This is a genomic window from Acinetobacter sp. YH01018 (assembly GCF_013420295.1).
GTDB lineage: Bacteria > Pseudomonadota > Gammaproteobacteria > Pseudomonadales > Moraxellaceae > Acinetobacter.
Genome location: NZ_VOYL01000007.1, coordinates 18277 through 40902, shown reverse-complemented (window position 1 = coordinate 40902; position 22626 = coordinate 18277). Strand labels below are relative to the sequence as shown.

General features: G+C 44.4%; 21 protein-coding genes. 14 read left to right on the top strand and 7 right to left on the bottom strand.

The window, feature by feature from the left end; translation table 11 throughout:
* Positions 1-6: 6 nt before the first annotated feature.
* From FTT83_RS04225 to FTT83_RS04180, 10 genes are all read left to right on the top strand, one after another.
* A complete protein-coding gene (locus tag FTT83_RS04225; protein WP_180176286.1) occupies positions 7-2211 on the top strand; it encodes a polysaccharide biosynthesis tyrosine autokinase in 2205 nt (734 codons plus the stop codon).
* A gap of 273 nt (positions 2212-2484) precedes the next feature.
* The gene (locus FTT83_RS04220; protein WP_086196753.1) at positions 2485-3189 is read left to right on the top strand and encodes an FKBP-type peptidyl-prolyl cis-trans isomerase; all 705 of its coding nucleotides are present in this window, start codon (positions 2485-2487) and stop codon (positions 3187-3189) included.
* Between the two features lie 50 nt (positions 3190-3239).
* Positions 3240-3941, top strand: a complete 702-nt coding sequence (locus FTT83_RS04215; protein WP_180042681.1) for an FKBP-type peptidyl-prolyl cis-trans isomerase — start codon at positions 3240-3242, stop codon at positions 3939-3941.
* A gap of 363 nt (positions 3942-4304) precedes the next feature.
* Positions 4305-5045, top strand: a complete 741-nt coding sequence (locus FTT83_RS04210; RefSeq protein WP_180176287.1) for a dienelactone hydrolase family protein — start codon at positions 4305-4307, stop codon at positions 5043-5045.
* A 71-nt stretch (positions 5046-5116) separates the two neighbouring features.
* Complete coding sequence (locus FTT83_RS04205; RefSeq protein ID WP_180042684.1) at positions 5117-5479, top strand: HIT family protein; 363 nt, start codon at positions 5117-5119, stop codon at positions 5477-5479.
* Positions 5480-5599: 120 nt separating this feature from the next.
* A complete protein-coding gene (mutY, locus tag FTT83_RS04200; RefSeq protein ID WP_180176288.1) occupies positions 5600-6634 on the top strand; it encodes an A/G-specific adenine glycosylase in 1035 nt (344 codons plus the stop codon).
* A 61-nt stretch (positions 6635-6695) separates the two neighbouring features.
* A complete protein-coding gene (locus FTT83_RS04195) occupies positions 6696-7235 on the top strand; it encodes a M23 family metallopeptidase (RefSeq protein ID WP_180176289.1) in 540 nt (179 codons plus the stop codon).
* A 16-nt stretch (positions 7236-7251) separates the two neighbouring features.
* Positions 7252-7497, top strand: a complete 246-nt coding sequence (locus FTT83_RS04190; RefSeq protein WP_180042687.1) for a hypothetical protein — start codon at positions 7252-7254, stop codon at positions 7495-7497.
* Between the two features lie 21 nt (positions 7498-7518).
* The gene (locus tag FTT83_RS04185; protein ID WP_180082077.1) at positions 7519-8091 is read left to right on the top strand and encodes a DNA-3-methyladenine glycosylase I; all 573 of its coding nucleotides are present in this window, start codon (positions 7519-7521) and stop codon (positions 8089-8091) included.
* A gap of 31 nt (positions 8092-8122) precedes the next feature.
* Positions 8123-9145, top strand: coding sequence for an NAD(P)-dependent alcohol dehydrogenase (locus FTT83_RS04180; RefSeq protein WP_180082076.1), 1023 nt, complete (start codon positions 8123-8125; stop codon positions 9143-9145).
* Between the two features lie 63 nt (positions 9146-9208).
* Here FTT83_RS04180 and FTT83_RS04175 read toward each other — a convergent pair whose 3' ends face one another.
* The 3 genes from FTT83_RS04175 to dapB form a co-directional block, all read right to left on the bottom strand.
* Positions 9209-10591, bottom strand: coding sequence for an RNA-guided endonuclease InsQ/TnpB family protein (locus tag FTT83_RS04175; RefSeq protein WP_373456103.1), 1383 nt, complete (start codon positions 10589-10591; stop codon positions 9209-9211).
* A 219-nt stretch (positions 10592-10810) separates the two neighbouring features.
* Positions 10811-11458, bottom strand: a complete 648-nt coding sequence (locus FTT83_RS04170; protein WP_180082074.1) for an START domain-containing protein — start codon at positions 11456-11458, stop codon at positions 10811-10813.
* A gap of 58 nt (positions 11459-11516) precedes the next feature.
* The gene (gene dapB / locus FTT83_RS04165) at positions 11517-12338 is read right to left on the bottom strand and encodes a 4-hydroxy-tetrahydrodipicolinate reductase (RefSeq protein WP_086196765.1); all 822 of its coding nucleotides are present in this window, start codon (positions 12336-12338) and stop codon (positions 11517-11519) included.
* A 102-nt stretch (positions 12339-12440) separates the two neighbouring features.
* Between dapB and FTT83_RS04160 the strand changes: the two genes are divergently transcribed.
* Both FTT83_RS04160 and FTT83_RS04155 read left to right on the top strand, forming a co-directional pair.
* On the top strand, positions 12441-12587 hold the full coding sequence (locus FTT83_RS04160) for a hypothetical protein (RefSeq protein WP_180082073.1): 147 nt from the start codon (positions 12441-12443) through the stop codon (positions 12585-12587).
* 28 nt (positions 12588-12615) lie between these two features.
* Entirely contained in the window at positions 12616-12864 is a 249-nt protein-coding gene (locus FTT83_RS04155; protein ID WP_180043872.1) for a hypothetical protein, read from the top strand.
* Positions 12865-12926: 62 nt separating this feature from the next.
* Here the strand turns inward: FTT83_RS04155 and dnaJ are convergent, their stop codons facing one another.
* From dnaJ to FTT83_RS04135, 4 genes are all read right to left on the bottom strand, one after another.
* Complete coding sequence (gene dnaJ, locus FTT83_RS04150) at positions 12927-14039, bottom strand: molecular chaperone DnaJ (RefSeq protein WP_180043870.1); 1113 nt, start codon at positions 14037-14039, stop codon at positions 12927-12929.
* Between the two features lie 107 nt (positions 14040-14146).
* Complete coding sequence (locus FTT83_RS04145; protein ID WP_180176290.1) at positions 14147-14524, bottom strand: hypothetical protein; 378 nt, start codon at positions 14522-14524, stop codon at positions 14147-14149.
* 133 nt (positions 14525-14657) lie between these two features.
* Positions 14658-17807, bottom strand: a complete 3150-nt coding sequence (locus tag FTT83_RS04140) for an efflux RND transporter permease subunit (protein ID WP_180176291.1) — start codon at positions 17805-17807, stop codon at positions 14658-14660.
* Entirely contained in the window at positions 17804-18922 is a 1119-nt protein-coding gene (locus FTT83_RS04135) for an efflux RND transporter periplasmic adaptor subunit (RefSeq protein ID WP_180176292.1), read from the bottom strand. The genes FTT83_RS04140 and FTT83_RS04135 overlap by 4 nt, the downstream gene beginning before the upstream one ends.
* Before the next feature lie 146 nt (positions 18923-19068).
* On the opposite strand from FTT83_RS04135, the gene FTT83_RS04130 reads away from it, so the two are divergent.
* Together FTT83_RS04130 and ppc are read left to right on the top strand one after the other, a co-directional pair.
* The gene (locus FTT83_RS04130; protein ID WP_180176293.1) at positions 19069-19692 is read left to right on the top strand and encodes a TetR/AcrR family transcriptional regulator; all 624 of its coding nucleotides are present in this window, start codon (positions 19069-19071) and stop codon (positions 19690-19692) included.
* 149 nt (positions 19693-19841) lie between these two features.
* Positions 19842-22526 carry a phosphoenolpyruvate carboxylase gene (gene ppc, locus FTT83_RS04125; RefSeq protein ID WP_180176294.1) on the top strand — a complete coding sequence of 895 codons (2685 nt, stop codon included), beginning with the start codon at positions 19842-19844 and terminating at the stop codon, positions 22524-22526.
* The last annotated feature ends 100 nt before the right edge of the window (positions 22527-22626 follow it).

Here is a 22626-nt window from a genome sequence, read left to right as displayed (position 1 = left end):
AAAATTATGAGCCAAAATACCAATACTGAAGATACTATTGATTTAAAAGAACTCTTCTTTTCACTGATTGCGCAATGGAAACTGATAGCACTCTGCATCATTTTAAGTCTGGTTTCTGCACTGCTGTATTTAAAAACAACGCCGGATACCTATTCAGTGGATGCCCTGGTACAAGTAGAGGAAAGTAAGGGAACCTCTGCTGCTTTATTGGGTGATTTATCCAATATGATTGAGCAAAAGCAACCAGCTCAAGCTGAAATAGAACTTCTCAAGTCCCGTTTGGTACTGGGTTCTGTTATTAAAAACTTAAATCTCGATTTAAAAATTTCAGGCACAGAAAACAGTTTTTTTGATCGTTTATTACACCCCCATGATTATCAAACCCAATATCAAAACAAATCTGTTTTATTTAAGGATGATGCCCAGTCCTTTGAGGTTCGCAAGTTTGAAGTTCCACCTGACTATTTAGACAAAAATTTGCTGCTTAATTTTAATGACAATAAATTCACTCTAACAGATGCAGCAACCCAGCAAGTGGTTATTAGTGGTCCGATCAACCAGGAGAGCCAACACAGCTCAGCATCCGGAACCTGGAAAGTTGCCATTTACACTCAAGACCCGTTAAAAGACAGCTATAATATTCAAAAAATGTCTTTACCCGCAGCAATGGGTTCAATCACAAATAACTATTCTGTGGCCGAAAAAGGCAAACTGACCGGCATTTTGGGCCTAAATTATCAAGGTCAAGACAAAGAGCATATTACCAAAGTCCTTAACTCAATTCTGGTTGCCTATAGCCACCAAAATATTGAACGTCGCTCCGCTGAAACCGCACAAACGCTTAAATTTCTTGAAGAGCAGTTACCAGAATTAAAACAGCAGCTTGATGTGGCTGAACGCGAATTCAACAAATTCCGCCAACAGTATAATACTGTGGATGTGACCAAAGAATCTGAACTGTATTTAACCCAGAGCATTCAGCTTGAAACCTCCAAAGCTGAACTGGAGCAGAAACTGGCAGAAGCTTCTGCAAAATACACCAATGAACATCCGGTGATGGAGCAAATGAATGCTCAACTGGGCGCAATTAATAAGAAAATTGCCGAGCTGAATGGCACCTTAAAACAGTTGCCAGACTTGCAACGCCGCTATTTGCAACTTTACCGTGAGGTTGAAGTCAAACAGCAGCTTTATACCGCCCTGCTTAACTCATACCAGCAATTGCGCATTGCCAAAGCAGGTGAAATTGGCAATGTCCGGGTTGTAGATACAGCTGTATTGCCAATTGAACCAATTAAACCAAAGAAACTGCAAATTTTAATTTTGGCCATATTCCTGGGTGGTTTCCTGGGAACCTTACTGGCTTTATTACGCAATATGATGCGCTCAGGGATTAAAGATGCGGATCAAATTGAAAATGAACTGGATTTACCGGTCTATGCCACTGTTCCACGTTCACCGATTCAAGAAAGTCGGATTAAGCTTCTGAAAAAGAAAAAGCATATTCCTATTTTAGCCATTAAAAATAGCGATGATATTGCCATCGAGAGCTTACGCAGTATGCGTACTGCCATTCACTTTGCTTTAAGCAAAGCCAAAAACAATATCATCATGATTTCCGGCCCTGCTCCTGAAGTGGGTAAATCTTTTATTTCTGCAAACTTAGCAGCAATTTTGGCACAAAGTAATAAGCGGGTATTAATTATTGATGGTGATATGCGTCGTGGTTATTTACATAAGTATTTCAACCATGACAACCAGTCCGGTTTGGCTGAATATTTAAATGGTCAACAAGCACTTGAAAGTATTGTTAAATCTACTGACGTTACCCACCTGGATGTAATTACTCGCGGCAAAAGTCCGGTGAATCCTTCAGAGCTTTTAAGTTCGGCAAAATTCTCGGAACTTCTAGAACAAATTTCACCCCGTTATGATCACGTTATTATCGATACCCCACCTGTACTGGCAGTAACAGACGGTATTATCATTTCACAATATGCGGGTGTGAATTTAGTCATCGCACGATATGCAAAATCACAGATGAAAGAACTGGAATTAACTGTCAATCGTTTTGAACAAGTCAATGTTAAGGTCAATGGCTTTATTTTGAATGATATTCAACGTGGCTCGGGCGCTTATGGCTATGGCTATGGCTATGGCTATGGCTATAACTATACTTATGGTTATAAAGCCTCAAAAGACAATGATTAAATCTTTTTCATCGATATCGTTTAAAGCGCTGTAGGCTGAAAGCCAGTGGGAAATCACTGGCTTTTGCTTTTGAGGCTTATTTTTTATGGAAATAAAAAACAGATATTTTATTGTATGAGAAATGTTTTCTATATTCAGCCTGTTATAGAATAGTTGGGTTGATAAGAATATATTGGATTTCTGTACACCACGATTCGCTCGAAACGTGCTGCATAGAAAAGTCTGCTAAAATTAATGCAACTTTTTTAATATAAAATGATTTTGGGAAAACCTATGAGTAAAGCCTTACCCATCGCTGTCGCTGTTCTTTTAGGCGGTGCTGCACTTGTACCTGTTTATTATGCAACTCAAAACCCGGCTACCGTGACATCGAAAGCATCAAAAAATGCCTCTGCTGTTGAAAAAATCAGTTATGCGCTCGGTTATGAAGTCGCACATCAAACCCCGCCTGAATTAGACATTAACAGTTTTGTTACAGGTGTACGTGAAGGGCATGCTCGTAATAAACCGGCTTATACAGAACAAGAACTTCAACAAGCCTATCAGCAGTTCCAAAAAGAGATGCAACAGAAACAGCTGGACCAAGCCAAAACAGCTCAATCATCAAGTGACAATTTCTTGGCTGAAAATGCGAAAAAACCAGGTGTGAAAACCACGGCTTCAGGCTTGCAGTACAAAATCACCAAAGAAGGTACAGGTAAACAGCCGACTGCTACTTCTGTGGTTACCGTTCATTACAAAGGCCAACTGGTCGATGGCAAGGTATTTGACAGCTCGATTGAACGTGGCCAACCGATTGAATTCCCGCTGAATCAGGTCATTCCCGGTTGGACTGAAGGCTTGCAACTGATGAAAGAAGGCGGTAAAGCCACCCTTTATATTCCTTCACAATTAGGCTACGGCGAACAAGGTGTTCCGGGCACAATTCCTGCCAATAGCACCCTGATTTTTGATGTTGAACTGATTAAAGTAAAATAATAGTTTTAAGGAGAGCTTTTGCTCTCCTTTCTTTATCTTGAGATAAGAAAATGAAAACATCTATAACACTACTTTGTTTATGCATGTTCACAACGGCAAGTTTTGCAAAAACGGTGACCAATAGCAGCAGTTTAAAGGAACAGGTTGGTTACAGCTTCGGTTACTTAATGGGACGTAGCAATGCTGAATCATTTAAAGATTTAGACTTGGAAGCTTTTATCCTGGGTCTAAAGACAGCCACTCAAGGGGCTAAATCTGCCCTGACGGATGAAGAAATGGCTCGTGTTTTGAATCAGCATAAAAAGCTAAGTGAAGCAAAACAGCTGATTGAATTAAAACAAAAAGCCGAAGCCAATGCCAAAATTGGGGCGGAATTCTTAGCAGCCAATGCCAAAAAAGAAGGTATTCAAAGCACCAAATCAGGTTTGCAGTATCAGATTTTAAAACAGGGCAACGGAAAATCGCCAAAGCCCTATTCCGTGGTTAAAGTCAATTATGAAGGCCGGCTCATTGATGGAACCGTGTTTGACAGCTCGATTGCCCGAAACCAGCCAGCGGAATTTCAAGTCAGCCAAGTGATTCAAGGCTGGGTGGAAGGCTTACAGCTGATGAACGAAGGGGCCAAATATCGCTTTTTCATTCCGGCACAACTTGGCTACGGTCAAATTGGCTCCGGCGATGTGATTGAACCGAATAGCACCTTGATTTTTGATGTCGAACTGCTTGAAGTATTGCCCAAATCCAGCAAGTAATCGGTCAGTCACTATCTCATTTCAAAATAGCGAGTGGGTCAATCTGAAACTCCCCCAACAGTTATGACTGCTCGCCATTTTTAGCATGGATGAGATACTCTGGCACATGTTGCGCTCCGTTCTGGAAGAGGTCATTATTCTGAAATCCTGCCGATCTATTTTCTCTTTTCCCAACACCTAAAAATAATATTAACTCCTTATTTATTAAATATTTAGATACATATTCTACTGAATTAAAAGCATGTTTCAATTTATGCATCTTAGTATGTCGTCAAAGTTGAACAATCTTGTACAATCATTAAAGAAATTCTTTTCTATACTTTTTAATTCAGACATTTTTTATTTATTACAAGGATTGAATCCATGGCTCTCGGCATTAAAACTCGCGAAATTCAGTACACTGCCCCAGATGGAACACATTTGATCGGATACTTTGCCGCACCTGAATCGGAAAAACCGCTCCCTGGCATTATTGTGGCACCAGAATGGTGGGGACGAAATGATTACACCGAACAACGTGCACGTGAACTTGCCGAACACGGCTACGCCGCTCTTGCCATTGATATGTACGGAGATAAAAAAGTCACCACAGCTGTTCCTCAAGCCAGCGAATGGATGATGCAAACCTTTGAAGATCCTGAAACAATTGTGACCCGTGCGTCTTCAGGTTTAGCCACATTAGCTGCACAAGAAGAAGTAAATGCAGATAAACTGGCAGCTATAGGCTTTTGTTATGGCGGCAAAGTGGTACTTGATCTAGCTCGTTCTGGTGCGGATTTAAAAGCTGTGGTGACTTTCCATGGTAACTTAACTCCGAAAACCCCTGCACAGCCCGGACAGGTAAAAGCTGAAATTTTAGTGCTCCACGGAGAACTGGATAGTATGGTCAGCCTGGACGATGTCGCACGCTTTAAAGAAGATATGCATGCTGCTCAAGTCGAGCATGAAGTGATTGTCTTCGAAGATGCTAAACATGGTTTTAGCAACCCGCTGGCAGACGAACGTGCCAAAGCCAATGGTATTGATCTGGGCTATAACGCAGCAGCCGAACAACAAGGTTTATCTGCCATGTATGAATTATTTAAAACACGACTTGGTGAATAACAATGAAGGTAAAGATCGTTTGGCTATTTTTACCGATCCACTGACATGGATAATTTAGAGAGGATATAACAATGACTACAAATAATTGTGCATATTGCAATTTTGATGAATATGACATCATTGATAAAAATGATTTCGGGGTCATTTTACCCGAACCAAATGCTTTATCCAAAGGTCATTCCGTGATTGTTCCTTTACGTCATGTCAGTTCTTTTTTTGATATCACGGACAAAGAACGCAAAAGCCTGATGTCTCTGCTTGAGCTTGCCCGTAATGAATTAAAGCTACGTTACCATCCTACAGGTTTTCATATTGGCTTTAATGATGGTGCGGTATTTGGCCAGGTTGATGAACATTTGCATATTCATGTTATTCCACGCTATGAAGGCCAAACATTGACACTTGACGAGCGTTGGGGCATGAGCAGCGAATGAAATGGATTGGACTTTATCCATCAAAAAATGATGCTTCGGCATCATTTTTTGCTTTGGACAGCACCGCAGTACTGGGCAATTTTCGTTATACTATTCGTATATTCCCACGCTACGGTTCACATGTCACAGTTTTCTTTTGCCGATGCCCTGCTTTCATGGTTTGACATTCATGGCCGCCATGATTTGCCCTGGCAAGTCGCGGACGACCCCTACAAAGTCTGGGTCTCAGAAATTATGTTACAACAAACTCAAGTGAAAACAGTGCTGCAATATTTCGAGCGTTTCATCGAACGCTTTCCCACCGTTGAGGATTTAGGACAGGCCAGTTGGGATGATGTAGCCCCGTATTGGGCAGGTCTGGGTTATTATGCCCGCGCCCGAAACTTGCATAAAGCTGCAGGAATGGTGGCTCGTCGAGGTCATTTTCCAGCTACATTAGAAGAATGGATTGAGCTTCCCGGAATTGGCCCATCCACTGCCGGGGCACTGATGTCACTCGGTTTGCGTCAGTACGGTGTGATTATGGATGGCAATGTCAAACGGGTATTGGCACGTTTCTTTGCCATTGAAGATGACCTGTCCAAACCTGTGCATGAACGTGCAATGTGGCAACTGGCAGAACAGTTGTGCCCGGTTGAGCGCAATCATGACTATACCCAGGCGATTATGGATCTCGGGGCAACCATCTGTACGCCGAAAAAACCGTTGTGTTTATATTGCCCAATGCAGCAGCACTGTAAAGCACACCAACAGGGACTAGAAACCGAACTCCCCTTTAAAAAAGCCAAAAAACCTGTTCCGGTAAAATCAGCACAAGTTTTGCTGCTACAGTCGCATGAGGAATGGTTATGGCAACAACGCCCCAATAGCGGATTATGGGGCGGCTTGTGGTGCCTGCCGATTATCGAAGATCCTGCTGAATTTGAACGACTGTGCCAATCTTTGAGTTTGAAAAAAGTGATTCACCGGACGCAAATCACGCATAGCTTTACCCATTTTACCTGGCAACTGCAAGCCATTTGCTTTGCAGTCGATGCTGACCAGCAGGAGCATCTTGCAATCGAAATGAAAGGTACATGGTTAGACCCTAAAAGTGCAACAGCAATGGGCCTGCCCACTGCGATGAAAAAATTGATCTCTGCAGTAAATTTATGAGATATTCAGGCACTGTAGTTCAAATAATTTCATATAGATTAGAATGAAAAAAGGATGAACAGTGCTACGTTTTATCTCAATCTTATTCTTGGGTTTTATCATTTTGTGGATTGCGGCATGTACCTCGACGCCGCAAAAACCGTCTTCCCCACTTCCCCCAGCTCAGGTGCAAAAGCTGAAAAGTATGCAGCTGAAATCATCATTGCCTATACCGGTAAAAAATATCCAAGCCAGACAGTTGAAAGATACCTGGGGAGCTTCACGTAGTCATGGTCGTACTCATGAAGGCATTGACATTATGGCTCCACGTGGAACAAAAGTATTGAGTGCCACAGAAGGACTCATTGCCGACTTACGCAATAACAATTTGGGTGGTAAAGTGGTTTGGATTCTGGGACCTGGCGGAACCTGGCATTACTATGCCCATCTGGATGAGCATAAACGCGGCTTAAATGTCGGTGATTATGTCAAAAAAGGTGATCTGATTGGTTATGTTGGCAATACCGGTAATGCACGTCATACGGCACCGCATTTACACTATGCTATTTACCTGGAGGGTAAGGGTCGTGGTGTGGTGAATCCCTATCCTTATTTACGTTAATTTTTAGGAATTATTCATGTCAGAAGCGTTGATCAATCGTTTGGTCGAATTTGCTGAATCAGGCAATCAACAAAAAATTGTGTTGGCAGGAGAAACCCACCAAGGCTGGGTGATGGAAATTACCGAAGAGGCGCTTTTGATCAGTACCGGTTTTGCAGAAAAAGCCGGCAAAGACATGTGGATTCAATTCGCGGACTTACCGCAAGCCGAACTGTATTACTGGGATAACCAGCAAGATCAATGGACTGAATTCAAGCTTTAAACCTGGTCAGGAGCATCAAAAATGTCGGTTCAACGCTGTGCTTGGTGCTCGAATGATTCACTGTATATGGCCTACCATGATCATGAGTGGGGCAAAGCCAGTCATGATGAGGCGCATTTATTTGAAATGCTGTGTCTGGAAGGACAGCAGGCCGGTCTGTCCTGGATTACCGTACTGAAAAAACGTGACTGCTATCGGCAGCATTTCTTTCAATACCCGATTGCCAAGATCGCCCAGTTCAGTGATGCAGAACTGGAAAATAAACTCCAGGATGCCGGCCTGATCCGACACATCGGCAAACTCAAAGCCATTCGTGATAATGCCATGGCCTGGCAGCATTTAAGCCAAGAACTAAAACCACAACAGATCAATGTTTGCAACTGGTTATGGAGCTTTGTTCAACATCAGATCCTACACAATGATGTGCCGGATTATCGTCAGGCACCGGTCCAAACAGATATTAGCCTTGCACTATCCAAAGCCTTAAAAAAGAAAGGCTTTAAATTTGTTGGACCCACTACCTGCTATGCTTTTATGCAGGCTGTCGGTATGGTCGATGACCATGAAAATAATTGCACTTTTAAATCAACTTAACACGTGACTATAACCATAAAAGGATTCCGCCATGAATGACAATCTCATCCATGCTTATGCAGCCTTAAAGGCCGGTGCAGCACTTGAACCCTATCAGTTTGATGCCGGAGAACTCCAGCCGCATCAGGTGGAAGTCAAAGTCGAATATTGTGGTTTATGCCATTCCGATATTTCAGTAATCAATAATGACTGGAAATCTTCAGTTTATCCCGTGGTGGCCGGACATGAAATTATTGGCACTATCATTCAGTTGGGTTCAGAAGCCAAAGGCCTGAAAGTGGGACAACGTGTGGGCATCGGCTGGACTGCTGAGAGTTGTCAATATTGCGATCCCTGTATATCAGGTCAGCAAGTCCTGTGTAGCGGTGAAAAAAAAGCGACCATTGTGGGTCATGCCGGTGGTTTTGCCGATAAAGTCCGTGCAGGCTGGCAATGGGTGATTCCCCTGCCCGAAGATCTGGATCCGGAAAGTGCCGGTCCGCTGCTCTGTGGCGGGATTACCGTATTTGATCCGATTTTAAAACACCAGATTCAGGCCATTCATCATGTGGGTGTGATTGGGATTGGCGGTTTAGGGCATATGGCAATCAAACTGCTAAAAGCTTGGGGCTGTGAAATTACCGCATTCACGTCTAACTTAGATAAAACTGAAGAACTGAAAGCCATGGGTGCAGACCATGTGGTGAATAGCCGTGATACAGCCGCATTAAAAGCTCAACGTGGTAAATTCGATTTGCTACTCAGTACCGTCAATGTCACTCTGGACTGGTCTGCCTATTTAACCACACTGGCTCCAAACGGTACGGTACATATGCTGGGTCTGGTACTTGAACCGATGCAGATCTCTGCCGGCATGCTGATTGGCGGCGCAAAATCGGTTACCGGTTCACCTACTGGCTCGCCTGCTGCATTGCGTCAGTTACTGAAATTTGCTGCGCGGAAAAATATTGCCCCGCAAATTGAAGTTTTTCCAATGTCACAACTGAATGAAGCGATTGAACGTCTGCATTCGGGTCAGGCCCGTTACCGGATTGTGTTAAAAGCTGACTTCTAATTTTTATGTGATTCGGCTGAAATGAACTACTCGCAGCTAAAGCAACTAGTTTCTGAAAACAACCTAGGTTGTCATCATCTCTTTTGACGTTTCATCGACAATGCGATTAGGGTTTTTAGCCTTAATCGTCTTACGACTGCCTCCACGCCCACTAGAGGAAGATAATAAATCCTCCTCCAACACCGTTCCAGTGTATATAATTAATTTTATAGCTCTGCTTTTTATCACTTTCGATGCGTTTTTATCCGCATTATCAGTATGACCACAACTCACGCATTTAAACTTGTCTTGAGTTTTGCGATTGTCGGGATGAGTGTGACCGCACGAAGCACACTCCTGACTGGTGTAAGCTGCTCTAATCTTAAATACCGCTTTTCCTAGATGCTTGGCTTTGTATTTCACATACGTTTCTAGCATATACCAACCAACATTCAGGATTGCTTTATTTAATCCTGCTTTCGCCTTTGCCTTATTTGGGATAAATCGACCTGATTCATCTTTTTTCGGCTTGGGCTTTTTCGTCATTTTTTGAGTATTGAGTTTCTCAAAAATAAAGACCTTATTCTTTTCATTATTAACTAAGCTATAACTAGTCTTGTGGTTGAAATCATTTCGGATATTGGCTTTCTTTGCATGATGGACCGCAATACGATGTTTGGTTTTGGCTCTACGGTTTGAGCCTTTTTGCTGTTTAGAGAGTTTGCGCTGCAAGCGTTTAATATAACGCTCAGCTTTGGATAAATGATTCTTTTGTTCTTTACTGAAATCAAATTCTTGATCAGGAGTACAAACAGGAATAGTTACACCACGGTCAATCCCCACCACTACGTTATTAAGCTGTTCCTGAGTAAAACGTTGCAAATGATCTAAATGTTCATCTAGTTTAATCTCATCAATGATAACCGAATCTTTATAGCAGAAAGATACAAAGTATTGTCCACGCTCCTTGCGAATATACAAAGAAGTAGGCTCTTTAAAGTCAGTATGCGCTTTAAATTTCAGGTAGCCAATATTAAACTTTTTACCGCCAATTTGCAGTCGAACCTTACCAAACTGATCTTTCTCAAAGCTAAACAAATCACGAGTGAGGTAGATACTGCCTTTATCGGTTTTAGCTTTGCGTTTTGGTCGGCCACAAACACCATTGATAGACTTTTTAAGAGTGTTGTACCAATTCACAGTCGAATTTTTAAGGATGGTTCCTGGGCATTGAGCAAGCCATGGTGTGAGTTCTTTGGATCTAAACTGAGCGTACTTCTGATCTTGAGTTGAGTAATACGCTTTGAAAGGGAAAAACTTGCTTGCGAATTTCCTAAAATACTTATCTTCATCACATTTAGCATTCCAGATTAATCTCGCACACCCCATCCACTGGCTCAGAATAAGCTTCTGCTCCTGAGTTGGGTATGCTCGAAATTTAACGCCTGAAATCATCAGTAAATTCACTATTTAGATGCTGGAATTTTATACTATTTTAGACTAAAAATAAAGCCAAAAATATGAAAAAAATTATTTATATTAGATACTTAATACAAATTAATATTTAAAAACTCTAGTGGCTTGACTCACCCTTAAAAGAGCGAGAATGCACCACTAAATTTGTTCAAATTTCATTAGATACGATGAGGCAAAAATTCCGCATAGTGCGGAATTTTTTTCGTTTTGTTAATAGCGCAATGCTTCAGGCAGCAGCGGAATACTTGAGGGTTTGGCAAGTTCTGTCTTCATCTTTTGCAGCATCTGATAAGGTTGCTGCTGTACAAACATATTCACAAAAGTTAAAGGAATGGAACCTTCAGGATTGGCATAACCATAAGTTGAAACCTTGACTTTATTATTGGCTAATTTCTGAAAGGTCCAATCACCTTCATAATGGGTTAAACGAATATAATCCGGATTTTTGGCATAAGCTTTATCAACCGCTTTATTCTTGATCGTGATGATGCCTTGAGCATCTTTTATCATTTTACCTTGTACCACCAAATCACGGTCTTTCAGCGGAAAAGGAAAATCCAGCACCATATACAATAAAAATTCGCCTTTTTTATCATCGCGCGATAGTACTTTCACGCTGCCCATATACGGTACCCATTTCACCGCATGGTCGACATCCAGAATCAGCCCCACTGCTTTTTCGAAAGATGTATCATAAGTGGTTTCGGCTTTGTATAAAAATACCGGATTTTGGCTGTTCTGGTAGGTCCAGACTTTAATATTATTCTTGTGAATACTGAGCTTGGCATTATCGACAGGTTTAGCCTGTGCAGCAGCCAAACAGGCTACGGCACAAGCCATCAAGATCACTTTTTTCATTCCGTTGAGCTTCTTATTTTAATTTTGTTGTATTGTTATAAATGATTTTGACGATTTTTTATACCTGAATATCGTTAAAACCCAGTACGTCTTTCATATCATATTTGCATGCTTCGCGACCCACGACCCATGCTGCGGCACGAACGGCCCCTGCGGCAAAGTTCATACGGTTGGTGGCTTTATGGGTAATTTCCACACGTTCGCCTTCACCAATAAACATCACTGTGTGTTCACCGACGATGTCACCACCACGAATCGTTTCAAAACCAATGGTTTGACGATCACGCGGGCCAGTATGACCTTCACGGCCATACACCGCGACTTCTTTTAAGTTACGGCCTAAAGTATCGGCAATGGCTTCGCCCATCATCAGTGCTGTACCTGACGGTGCATCGACCTTATGACGGTGATGTGCTTCGATCACTTCAATATCGACTGTATCACCAAACACTTTAGATGCCAGTTCTAACAGTTTAATGGAAACATTCACGCCAACCGAATAGTTGGCAGCATAAACAACAGGAGTTTGCGTTGCGCTGTCATCCAGATAGGCTTTTTGTTCATCATTCATGCCAGTGGTACCAATCACAATTGCCACCCCTGCTTCACGGCATAATTTTAAATGCTGAGCAGTTGCAACTGGTGCAGTAAAATCAATCACCACGTCACAGTCTTGCAAAACTTCTTGCAGACTACCTACCACTTTTACACCCACAGCACCAATACCGGCAAGCTCACCTGCATCTGCACCAATCAGGCTGCTTTCAGGGCGTTCAACTGCTGCTGCAAGCTGGTAACCTGCTTCTTTAACGGCCTGAATAAGGATGCGTCCCATACGACCGCCTGCACCCAATACACCAATGCGTGGAGCTGCTGACATAACATATTCCCAATGTTGATTTTAAATTGTTCTTACTATATCAAAACTATGTACCGAGACTAAGTTTCAGCCTGAAATTTTTTATTTAAAAAGAAACCGGTCATGATGAATGTTTATGCCAAAGCACGATGTAATGGCTCAACCCCGACCGGTTGCTGTATTGAAAGTTCAGCATTAAAAATAAATGATTTTGCTGCTGATTTTCATCTCCCTGTAAACATCTCTGCGCAGACTACGCAACACGAGTGATCAAAAGATGAATTATAAGGAAATCAACATGCATTCGAAAAAAATCGCATTAACCGTTTTTATGGCAACCATCGTCAGCACAGCGTGGGCAGAACCGGCAATCCAAGCGGGAGATACTTTGGAAAGCTTATCACAAGTCAAAATAAATATTCGTACCCATAGCTCTACACCGGCTCAAGCTGAAACTAATCCGGCAGCGACCAAGCAAGAACCGGCTGGCGAAGCAGCAACGCAATCGGTAGATGTCGAAGCTATTGACAAACCAATCATCGAATAAGCGCTTATAAAAAAAGGGGGGAATATTCAATATTCCCCCCTTTTTTTAAACTGTGTCTGAAATTAATCAAACAGACCGAAGAACGATTTTTTCTTAGGCGATGATTTGCTGTCCTCACCATCCATCGTTTCTTGCAATTCTTTTAACAGCTCACGTTGACGCGCAGTCAAATTCACCGGAGTTTCGACCACTACGCGGCAAAGCAAGTCACCCTGCATGCTGGTACGTACCGGTTTAACCCCTTTACCACGCAAGCGGAACAGTTTGCCGGTTTGAGTTCCCTCAGGAATTTTCAGGCTGACACGGCCATCCAGGGTTGGAATCTGGATTTCTTTACCCAATGCAGCATCGGCAATAGATACCGGCACATCCATATACAGGTCGGCACCGTCACGCTGGAAGATGTCATGCTCGCGCACCACCACTTCAACATATAAGTCACCAGACTGGCCGTCACGAATCGCTTCACCCTTACCGGTTAAACGTACGCGGTCGCCATTGTCCACACCAGCAGGAATAGTCACTTCAAGGGTTTGCTGACGGTTTTTTACACCAGAACCATGACAGGTATTACATGGGTTCTTGATGATTTTACCCTGACCGCGACAGGTGCTACAAGTTTGCTGAACAGAGAAGAAACCTTGCTGCATACGCACTTGACCTGTACCATGACAGGTTTTACAGGTTTCAACATCGTTCGGATTTTTAGAGCCTTTACCATCACAGTCCTCACACGGTGCAGGTGCAGTAAAAGTAATGGTTTTTTTCACGCCTTTGACCGCTTCTTCAAGGGTCAATTCCATCACGTAACGCAGGTCTGATCCGCGACGTGCACGTTGCTGACCACGGCCACCACCGCCACCAAATGCGCCACCAAAGATGTCGCCAAACTGACTAAAAATGTCTTCAGTGCTGAAACCACCACCGAAGCCACCACCACCCATGCCGCCTTCAAAGGCATTGTGCCCCATACGGTCATACATGCTGCGTTTTTCACTGTCGGATAAAATTTCATAAGCTTCGGCAGCTTCTTTAAATTTTTCTTCAGCTTCAGGGTTGTCCGGGTTACGGTCTGGATGATATTTCATCGCCAACTTACGGTAGGCTTTTTTAATTTCATCATCACTAGCGGTTTTAGCGACGCCCAAAACCTCATAATAATCACGTTTAGCCATGTCTGGCGATGCTCCTCACGGAATTTTATTTAATACTTAACTGTGGTGTGAAATTGGGGACAGAAACAAATTTTACAAGGGAAAGAGGGGAAAAAAATTTACTCGGATTAGAAAACGGCTTTATTTTTGAAAAACCGGGAGATTCCTTTCAGCCAGGCATTCAACAGGAATAAGAAGGCAATCATGGCGAAAACCACGCCTGCAACGGTACAACTTTTTACCCAAACTGCACTATCCCAATAAAAGAAAATCAGCGGAATAAACCAGAGTGCTGCAAAACATACCAAAATCATATAAATCACAATATTACGCATGATCCAGAGGGCTTGGGCTTCAAGCCAGACCTCCACTTCATCCACTTGTGTGACTTTGCGCGCAAACCAATAAGCAAATATGCCACTAATCACAGTAAATAACGCGAAAAACATCAAGACATAGGAAATCGCAACGGAACGGCGAAGTCGGCTTAAGTTGTCTTGCTTCATGTGCGTTTCAACCCCATTTACCGCATGTTTAGAGTTTTAATATGCAGTAAATTGCTTGATAAAAATGTATACAAATATTAGGTGCTACTATATTGAAGTTTTCAACGTTTCGCACCTGATTATTGTCAAAAAATTACTCCGTTTGGCTATTTTTTTTCACTTTAAACCATTGTGCATACAATGCCGGTAAAAAGAACAGCGTCAACAGGGTCGCCACAATCAAGCCCCCCATAATCGCCACCGCCATCGGACCAAAGAAAATACTGCGGGAGAGTGGAATCATCGCCAATACTGCGGCCAGGGCGGTCAGCACAATCGGGCGGCAACGACGTACGGTTGCATCGATAATGGCATTCCAAGGATCATGTCCAGCCTGAATGTCCTGTTCAATCTGGTCAATCAGGATTAAAGAATTGCGCATGATCATGCCTGACAGGGCAATGGTTCCCAGCATTGCCACAAAACCAAAAGGTTTATTCAGCAATAACAGAAACAGTACAACTCCAATCAGGCCTAAAGGTGCGGTCAAAAAGACGATAAATGCACGAGACATACTCTTGAGCTGAATCATCAGCAAGGTCATCACCACTGCCAGGAAGAACGGCATACCGGCATTGACCGAGTTTTGTCCACGAGCCGACTCTTCGACCGTACCGCCCACTTCAACCAGATAACCGCCTGGCAATTCGGCCCGTAGCTGATCCATTTTATCGGCAAGTTGCCCGACCACGGTGGCAGGCTGCAACTTGGTCCGAATATCGGCACGTACGGTAATGGTCGGCAAACGGTTACGATGCCAGATCAGGCCATCTTCAAATTTATATTCAATTTTGGCAATTTGCGCCAGAGGTACAGAACCGCCATTGGCAGTCGGTACGGCCAGACTGGACAAAGATTCCACATTGATGCGTTCGTTCTGGTCTCCACGCAAACGGATTTCAATCAGTTCACGTTTTTCACGATACTGGTTAATCACAGCACCACTGATGGAACTGTTCAGGAATTGTGACAAATCTAAAGTTGATACTCCCATTTGACGGGCGCGATCCTGATCAATATTCAGCTGAATGACCTTACTCGGTTCGCCCCAGTCCAGATGAACATTAGTGGTGTTCGGATTCTCTGCAATGACGGCGGAAACCTTATGTGCCCATTGACGCACCAGATTCAGGTCTTCACCGGAAACGCGATACTGCAATGGATAACCGACAGGCGGACCATTTTCCAACAGCGAGACCCGGGTACGCACATCCGGCAGCAATTTACGGATTTCATGATCTAAAGATTTGCGGATTTCATCCCGGTCATCCAGGGATGAAGCCAAAACCACAAACTGTGCAAAACTGGCTTGTGGCAATTGCTGGTCCAGTGGCAAGTAGAAACGGGTGGAACCCGTGCCGACATAGGCCACATAATTGTCGATGCCTTGTTTGGTCGACAGGAATTTTTCTACCTTTTTCACGGCATTTTCTGTAGCCGTGAGTGATGCCCCTTCTTCCAGCTTTAAATCCACCAAAATTTCAGCCCGGTTAGACGGCGGAAAGAACTGCTGCGGTACCAGTTTAAACATCAGCACCGACAGCACAAAAATACCTACTGTCATCGCAATCACAGTTTTACGGTAGCTAATACACTGACTCACCCAACCTCTAAATTTTTGATAAAACTTGGTTTGATAAGGATCATGATGCTCACCGGCATGATGTAGCACAGCTTGCGGTTCGGGTTGCCTGCGTAAGCGCGCCCATAAGCGCTGATACCATGGCGCTTTTTGCAGCAGGTCTTGATTAAAATCGGGCAGCAGTTTATCGCCCAGATAGGGGACAAAAAGGACTGCCGCAAACCATGACACTACCAAGGCAATGGTCACCACCTGGAAAATAGAACGGGTATATTCACCGGTACTGGATGCAGCAGTAGCAATCGGTAAAAAGCCGGCTGCGGTAATCAGGGTTCCCGTTAGCATGGGAAAAGCCGTGGTTTTCCAGGCAAAACCTGCCGCCTCCAGCCGGCTATAGCCCTGCTCCATTTTTACGGCCATCATTTCAATGGCAATAATGGCGTCATCCACCAATAAACCGAGCGCCAGAATTAAAGCGCCCAGTGAAATTTTATGCAGTCCGACATCGAATAGATTCATGCCGGCAAAGGTCATGGCCAGCACCAGTGGAATGGAAAATGCCACCACCAGACCGGTACGAAAACCCAGGGAAAAGAAGCTGACCAGCAGGACAATAATCACCGCTTCTGCCAGTACTTTCATGAATTCATTCACGCTGCGTTTCACCGCAACCGGTTGGTCGGAAACTTTTTTTAGCTGCATACCCAAAGGCAAAGATTTTTGCAAATGGGCAAATTCAGCTTCTAAATTTTTACCCAAAGCCAGAATGTCGCCACCTTTGCGCATGGATACGGCAATGCCAATCCCATTTTCGCCCATAAAACGCATGCGTGGCTGGGCCGGCTCGCTAAAGCCACGATAAATGTCCGCAACATCACCCAGCTGAATGGTTTTTCCTGCCACCAACAGGGGCATTTGTTTAAGTTCATCAATACTTTTTAATTGACCGCTGACCCGCATCTGAATGCGGTCGGTGCCAGTTTCAAAAAAGCCGGCACTGGCCACGGTATTTTGTTGTTGCAGGGCTTGCTGAATAGTTGTGACCGGAATGCCGAGCTGTACCGCTTTGGTATTGGACAGTTCAATCCAGATTTTCTGGTCTTGCAGGCCTACCAGATTGACCTTGCCGACATCCTTGACCCGTTGCAGTTGCAGTTGCAGACGGTCGGCATATTCCTTCAATATGGCATAGTCATAATCTTTGCCGGTCAGGACATAGATATTTCCAAAGGTATCGCCAAATTCATCATTAAAAAACGGCCCCTGCACCCCACTCGGCAATTGATGCTGGATATCGCCCACTTTTTTGCGCACCTGATACCAGACATCGGGAATCTGGTTTGAGCGCAGCGAATCTTTGGCGACAAATGTCACCAGTGATTCACCGGGACGCGAATAGGCCATGATGCGTTCGTAATTACCGGTACTCATCAACTCCTTTTCGATGCGATCCGTCACCTGCAAGGACACTTCCTGTGCGGTTGCGCCCGGCCAGTAGGTCTGAATCACCATCACCTTAAAGGTAAACGGCGGATCTTCACTTTGGGCCAGTTTGGAATAGGACACAATGCCGACAATGCCGAGTAGCAGCATGAAATAAAGAATCAAGCCTTTATTTTTCAGTGCCCATTCCGACAGGTTAAAGTTCGAGCCTAAATTCATGATGCAGCTCCTGCCTGAATTTTCACGGCACGATTTTCCCGGTCGATCGGCTGGATTTTCTGTTTTTCACGCAATAAATGCACACCGCCAATCACCACATAATCTTGCGGATTCAGACCGGACAATACCGGCACACTGTCACGACCATAGGCTCCCAGGTTCACAGCCACCTTATGAATGGTCTGGTCCGGTTTCACCACCCAGACATAGGCCTGCTGACCATTGGCCGAGACACTGGACAAAGGCACGCTAAGTACATTGTTTTGGATATTGTTAAAAAATACCCGTGCACTCTGGCCCAGCTGAATGGCAGCATTACTTCCACGCAAAGCGACTTTGACACTAAAGGTTCGGGACTGATCGGCTGCCGGAGAAATTTCACGCACATAGCCGGCAAATTTATCTTCAGGTTCGGACCATAAAGTAACCCATGCTGTCTGACCGACTTTAATCTCTGAAATGGCCTGTTCCGGTACCCCGATCACCACCTCACGATCACCGGCAATCGCCACCTGATAAGCAGCCTGTCCCGCAGCGACCACCTGCCCCACTTCAATGTTACGCGCAGTAATCACGCCATTTTTATTGGCAATCAGCTGGTTATAACCGGTTTGGTTACTCGTAACCTGATAATTGGACTGCGCCTGTTTCAGCGCGGACATCGCTGACTTATACTGATTATCCACCGCATCATATTGCGAATGGCTGACCGCATTCATCGGCAGCAATTGCTTAAAGCGCTGCCGTTCATCTGCGGCAATTTTTGCGGCCGATTGGGCACTTTCCAGTTGAGCTTTTGCTGCATTGAGCTGCAGCTGGGCATCTTTCACATCGAGTTTTGCCAGTACCTGCCCCACTTTGACCTGATCGCCCACATCGACATAACGTTCGATAATCTGTCCGCCCACCCGGAAGGCCAAAGCTGTTTGCTGGCGTGCCTGCACATCTCCGGCATAGCTTTTCTGTTCATTATGAGTACTGTTCGGCTGAGTCACCATCACAAACGGAACCTGTTCTGTTTCGGTTGCCTCCGTGCTGCAGCCCAATAAAGTCACACTGCAAATAATCATCATGCTGACCAGGGCGGTTTTTACTGCAATCTTTACTCTGCTCATGAGGTTGGCTCTTATCTCAAAATGTTTTTTAAGGCAAAATAAGCATTATCTTAAACTGATCGTTTTTTAATTAATATACTTACCGGTACATTAATTGGGAATCGAGGGTCAAATCAATGACCTTTTTCATTTTTTTGGAAAAAATTGTGCAAATAAATGTGGGTCGCCCCAAAGACTTAGAAAAACGTCAGCGCATTTTAACTGCAGCAAAAAGCTTATTTTTAAGGTGTGGCTACCATGGTTCCAGCATGAACCAGATTGCCCAGGAAGCAGGTGTCACCAAACTGACGGTCTACAATCACTTTCAGGATAAAGCCAATTTATTTGTTTGTGCCATTGTTGCCACATGCGAAGAATTACTCAGTGCTCGCCCCTTAAACCTGCAAGCCGACAGTAATTTTTATCAAGAATTTGTGCATGCCTGTGAGCTGGCCCTCAATATCACCAATTTGCCTGAAGCCATCAAACTGGAACGCTTATTGGTAGAACTGGCGGCGGAACAAAATCCACTGGCACAGACATTTTATAATGCCTGCCATCTGCGTATGAATGCACTGTGGGAAAACTTTTTTCAGCAGGCTATCGAATTGGGCTTTATTCAGCCAGAAGCTTTAAAAAACCTGACCTTACTGATCCTTTCTTTACTGTTGGGCCTGCGCCATCATGAAGTGCTGCTTGGGGTGCGGGAAGTTCCAACTGCTGAAGAGAAACAGCAGATTATCTTGAACAGTATTGAGATCTTTATGCTGAAATATCAGAAAAAACAGTAAAATCTGTAATTCCATTTTCCTGACTGCACCAACGGCAACTCAATTGCTAGTTTTAGCAGCAAAAAATTACCGACTTTTGTCTGCCCCCTACTTGGAATGTCATTGAATCGGGGTATATTCAAAGCAGTAACCTAGGAGAATGAAAAAAAATGATTCAACAAATTGATGCTCCACTGCGTGAGGATGTACGCTTACTTGGGAACTTACTGGGAGAAACCCTCAAGGAACATGCGGGACAAGATTTGTTTAATCAGGTGGAGCAGATTCGTGCCCTGTCCAAAGGTGCACGTGATGGGCAGGTAGAAGCCGAAAAACAGCTTGAACAACTATTCCTGAGTCTGGAAGATGATGAGATTCTTCCACTTACCCGTGCATTCACCCACTTTCTGAATTTTGCCAATATTGCCGAACAGTACAATGTAGTTCGAAGTCGCCGTCAAAGCGAATTTGATGAACATGCCCCCTCTCCCAATCCGCTCGATCATCTGTTCCAGAAATTTAAAGATCACGAAATTTCTGCCGACACGCTATTCAAGCAAATCTGTGAACTGAAAATTGAACTGGTGTTGACTGCACATCCGACTGAAGTCAGCCGTCGTACCTTAATTCAAAAATATGACGATATTAATGACTGCCTGTTTAAGTCTGATCAACAAAAACTGACCCCACGTGAACGCAAAGCCGTACTGCAAGAACTCAAACAACTGATTTGTTCCGCCTGGCAGACCGATGAAATCCGCCAGCACCGGCCAACCCCAGTCGATGAAGCGAAATGGGGCTTTACCACCATTGAACAGACGCTGTGGAATGCCATTCCCAAGTTCATTCGCGAACTGGATGAAATGGTCGAAGAACACTGTGGCCAGCGTTTACCTTTAACCGTTGCACCAGTGCGTTTTGCCTCCTGGATGGGCGGTGACCGTGACGGCAACCCAAATGTCACGCATAACATTACCCAGGAAGTACTCTGGCTGTCGCGCTGGAAAGCGGCTGATTTATATCTGCGTGATATGGAAGACCTGCGCTGGGAACTGTCGATTCAAAACTGCAGCGATGAACTGATGCAGGCACTGGGCCATAGCCACCCCGAACCCTACCGTGAATATCTGCGGGATACCCGCGAACGCCTCAAAGCCACCCGTCACTGGCTGGCGCAAAAACTGCAAGGGCAAGATGCCGATGATAGCCATGTCATTAAAAGCAAAGATGAATTATTACAGCCTTTATTGCTGTGCTACCGTTCACTGATTGCCTGCAACCTGCCGGAAATTGCCAATGGCAAACTGCTGGACTTTATCCATCGCGTCAACTGCTTTGGCATTGAACTACTGAAACTGGATATCCGTCAGGAATCCGGTCGCCATCGCCAGGCCATTTCTGCCATTACTGAATATCTGGGTCTGGGCAATTTTGAAACCTGGACCGAACAGGCACGCCAAAACTTCCTGTTGCAGGAATTACAAAGCAAACGTCCGTTGTTGCCTAAACATCTGAATGAACCGAAACAAAGCCTGATTGAACATCCGGATGTACAGGAAGTGTTTGCCACCATGCGCACGCTGGCCGAACAACCGGAAGAAAGTCTGGGTGCGTATATTATTTCCATGGCGGAATATCCGAGTGATGTCTTGGCCGTGTTATTGCTGCAAAAAGAAGCCGGCATCAAGCATCCACTTCGTGTAGTTCCGCTGTTTGAAACCCTGAAAGATCTGGACGGTGCAGCCAGTACCATGAATACCCTGTTTAATATGCATTGGTACAAACAGCATATTCAGGGCAAGCACGAGGTGATGATTGGCTATTCCGACTCCGCCAAAGATGCCGGATTTATGTCTGCCAACTGGGCGCAATACCGTGCACAGGAAGAACTGACTGCCATTGCAAAAAAACATGCCGTACAACTCACCCTGTTCCATGGCCGTGGCGGTTCCATCAGCCGTGGTGGCGCACCGACCCAGCAAGCACTGTTTTCACAACCGCCAGGCTCGATTTCCGGTGCCATTCGCGTGACCGAACAAGGGGAAATGATCCGCTTCAAGTTTGGTCTGGAAGGTATTGCCTTACAAAATCTGGAGATTTATACCGCAGCCACTTTAGAAGCAACCTTATTGCCACCACCGGTGCCTAAGGATGAATGGCGTGAACTGATGCATAGCATGACCGATTTGTCGGTACAGGTGTATCGTCAAACCGTGCGTGAAAATCCACATTTTGTAAAATACCTGCGTACGGTTACACCGGAACTGGAATTGCAAATGTTGCCACTCGGTTCACGCCCGGCCAAACGCAAGGTCAGCGGCGGGATTGAATCCTTACGTGCCATTCCCTGGGTTTTTGCATGGACCCAAATCCGTCTGATGCTTCCAGCCTGGCTGGGCACTGGAGCTGCCATTAACCAGGTGATTGATCAAGGGCAAAAACCACTGCTAGATGAGATGCTGCAACAATGGCCCTATTTCCAGACCCTGATTGACATGCTGGAAATGGTATTGTCCAAAGCAGATAGTAATGTCGCCTTATATTACGAATCACATTTGACCGAGGATGAAGACTTAAAAGTCCTGGGCAATGAACTGCGTCAGCGCTTAAAAGATGCGGTACAAACCTTGCTGGCGCTGAAAGGTGAATCCAAACTGCTCAGCAGCAATGAAGTACTGGACCAGTCTATGCGGGTACGCAAACCGTATTTACTGCCGCTGCATTTACTCCAGGCGGAACTGATGAAACGCCGTCGTCGCTATCTGGCAGAACGTCAGGCAGAACATACCCCAGTCGATCATGCCTTAATGGTGAGTATTGCCGGGATTGCAGCCGGATTGCGTAATACCGGTTAAATTCTGATTTCCCATAGAAAAAGCACATTCCTGCAATGTGCTTTTTTTAACCTTATGGTCAAAAGTTTCCCATTATTTTTTATAAATAAAACAAAAAATA

What these genes read in the sequence shown, in the direction of transcription:
- mutY (WP_180176288.1), top strand. Translation starts at nt 5,600, where the DNA reads ATGTCACAGTTTTCTTTTGCCGATGCCCTGCTTTCATGGTTTGACATT.
- ppc (WP_180176294.1), top strand. Translation starts at nt 19,842, where the DNA reads ATGATTCAACAAATTGATGCTCCACTGCGTGAGGATGTACGCTTACTT.
- FTT83_RS04215 (WP_180042681.1), top strand. Translation starts at nt 3,240, where the DNA reads ATGAAAACATCTATAACACTACTTTGTTTATGCATGTTCACAACGGCA.
- FTT83_RS04180 (WP_180082076.1), top strand. Translation starts at nt 8,123, where the DNA reads ATGAATGACAATCTCATCCATGCTTATGCAGCCTTAAAGGCCGGTGCA.
- FTT83_RS04170 (WP_180082074.1), bottom strand. Translation starts at nt 11,458, where the DNA reads ATGAAAAAAGTGATCTTGATGGCTTGTGCCGTAGCCTGTTTGGCTGCT.
- FTT83_RS04185 (WP_180082077.1), top strand. Translation starts at nt 7,519, where the DNA reads ATGTCGGTTCAACGCTGTGCTTGGTGCTCGAATGATTCACTGTATATG.
- dapB (WP_086196765.1), bottom strand. Translation starts at nt 12,338, where the DNA reads ATGTCAGCAGCTCCACGCATTGGTGTATTGGGTGCAGGCGGTCGTATG.
- FTT83_RS04225 (WP_180176286.1), top strand. Translation starts at nt 7, where the DNA reads ATGAGCCAAAATACCAATACTGAAGATACTATTGATTTAAAAGAACTC.
- FTT83_RS04210 (WP_180176287.1), top strand. Translation starts at nt 4,305, where the DNA reads ATGGCTCTCGGCATTAAAACTCGCGAAATTCAGTACACTGCCCCAGAT.
- FTT83_RS04135 (WP_180176292.1), bottom strand. Translation starts at nt 18,922, where the DNA reads ATGAGCAGAGTAAAGATTGCAGTAAAAACCGCCCTGGTCAGCATGATG.
- FTT83_RS04220 (WP_086196753.1), top strand. Translation starts at nt 2,485, where the DNA reads ATGAGTAAAGCCTTACCCATCGCTGTCGCTGTTCTTTTAGGCGGTGCT.
- FTT83_RS04145 (WP_180176290.1), bottom strand. Translation starts at nt 14,524, where the DNA reads ATGAAGCAAGACAACTTAAGCCGACTTCGCCGTTCCGTTGCGATTTCC.
- FTT83_RS04140 (WP_180176291.1), bottom strand. Translation starts at nt 17,807, where the DNA reads ATGAATTTAGGCTCGAACTTTAACCTGTCGGAATGGGCACTGAAAAAT.
- FTT83_RS04155 (WP_180043872.1), top strand. Translation starts at nt 12,616, where the DNA reads ATGCATTCGAAAAAAATCGCATTAACCGTTTTTATGGCAACCATCGTC.
- FTT83_RS04160 (WP_180082073.1), top strand. Translation starts at nt 12,441, where the DNA reads ATGATGAATGTTTATGCCAAAGCACGATGTAATGGCTCAACCCCGACC.
- dnaJ (WP_180043870.1), bottom strand. Translation starts at nt 14,039, where the DNA reads ATGGCTAAACGTGATTATTATGAGGTTTTGGGCGTCGCTAAAACCGCT.
- FTT83_RS04205 (WP_180042684.1), top strand. Translation starts at nt 5,117, where the DNA reads ATGACTACAAATAATTGTGCATATTGCAATTTTGATGAATATGACATC.
- FTT83_RS04190 (WP_180042687.1), top strand. Translation starts at nt 7,252, where the DNA reads ATGTCAGAAGCGTTGATCAATCGTTTGGTCGAATTTGCTGAATCAGGC.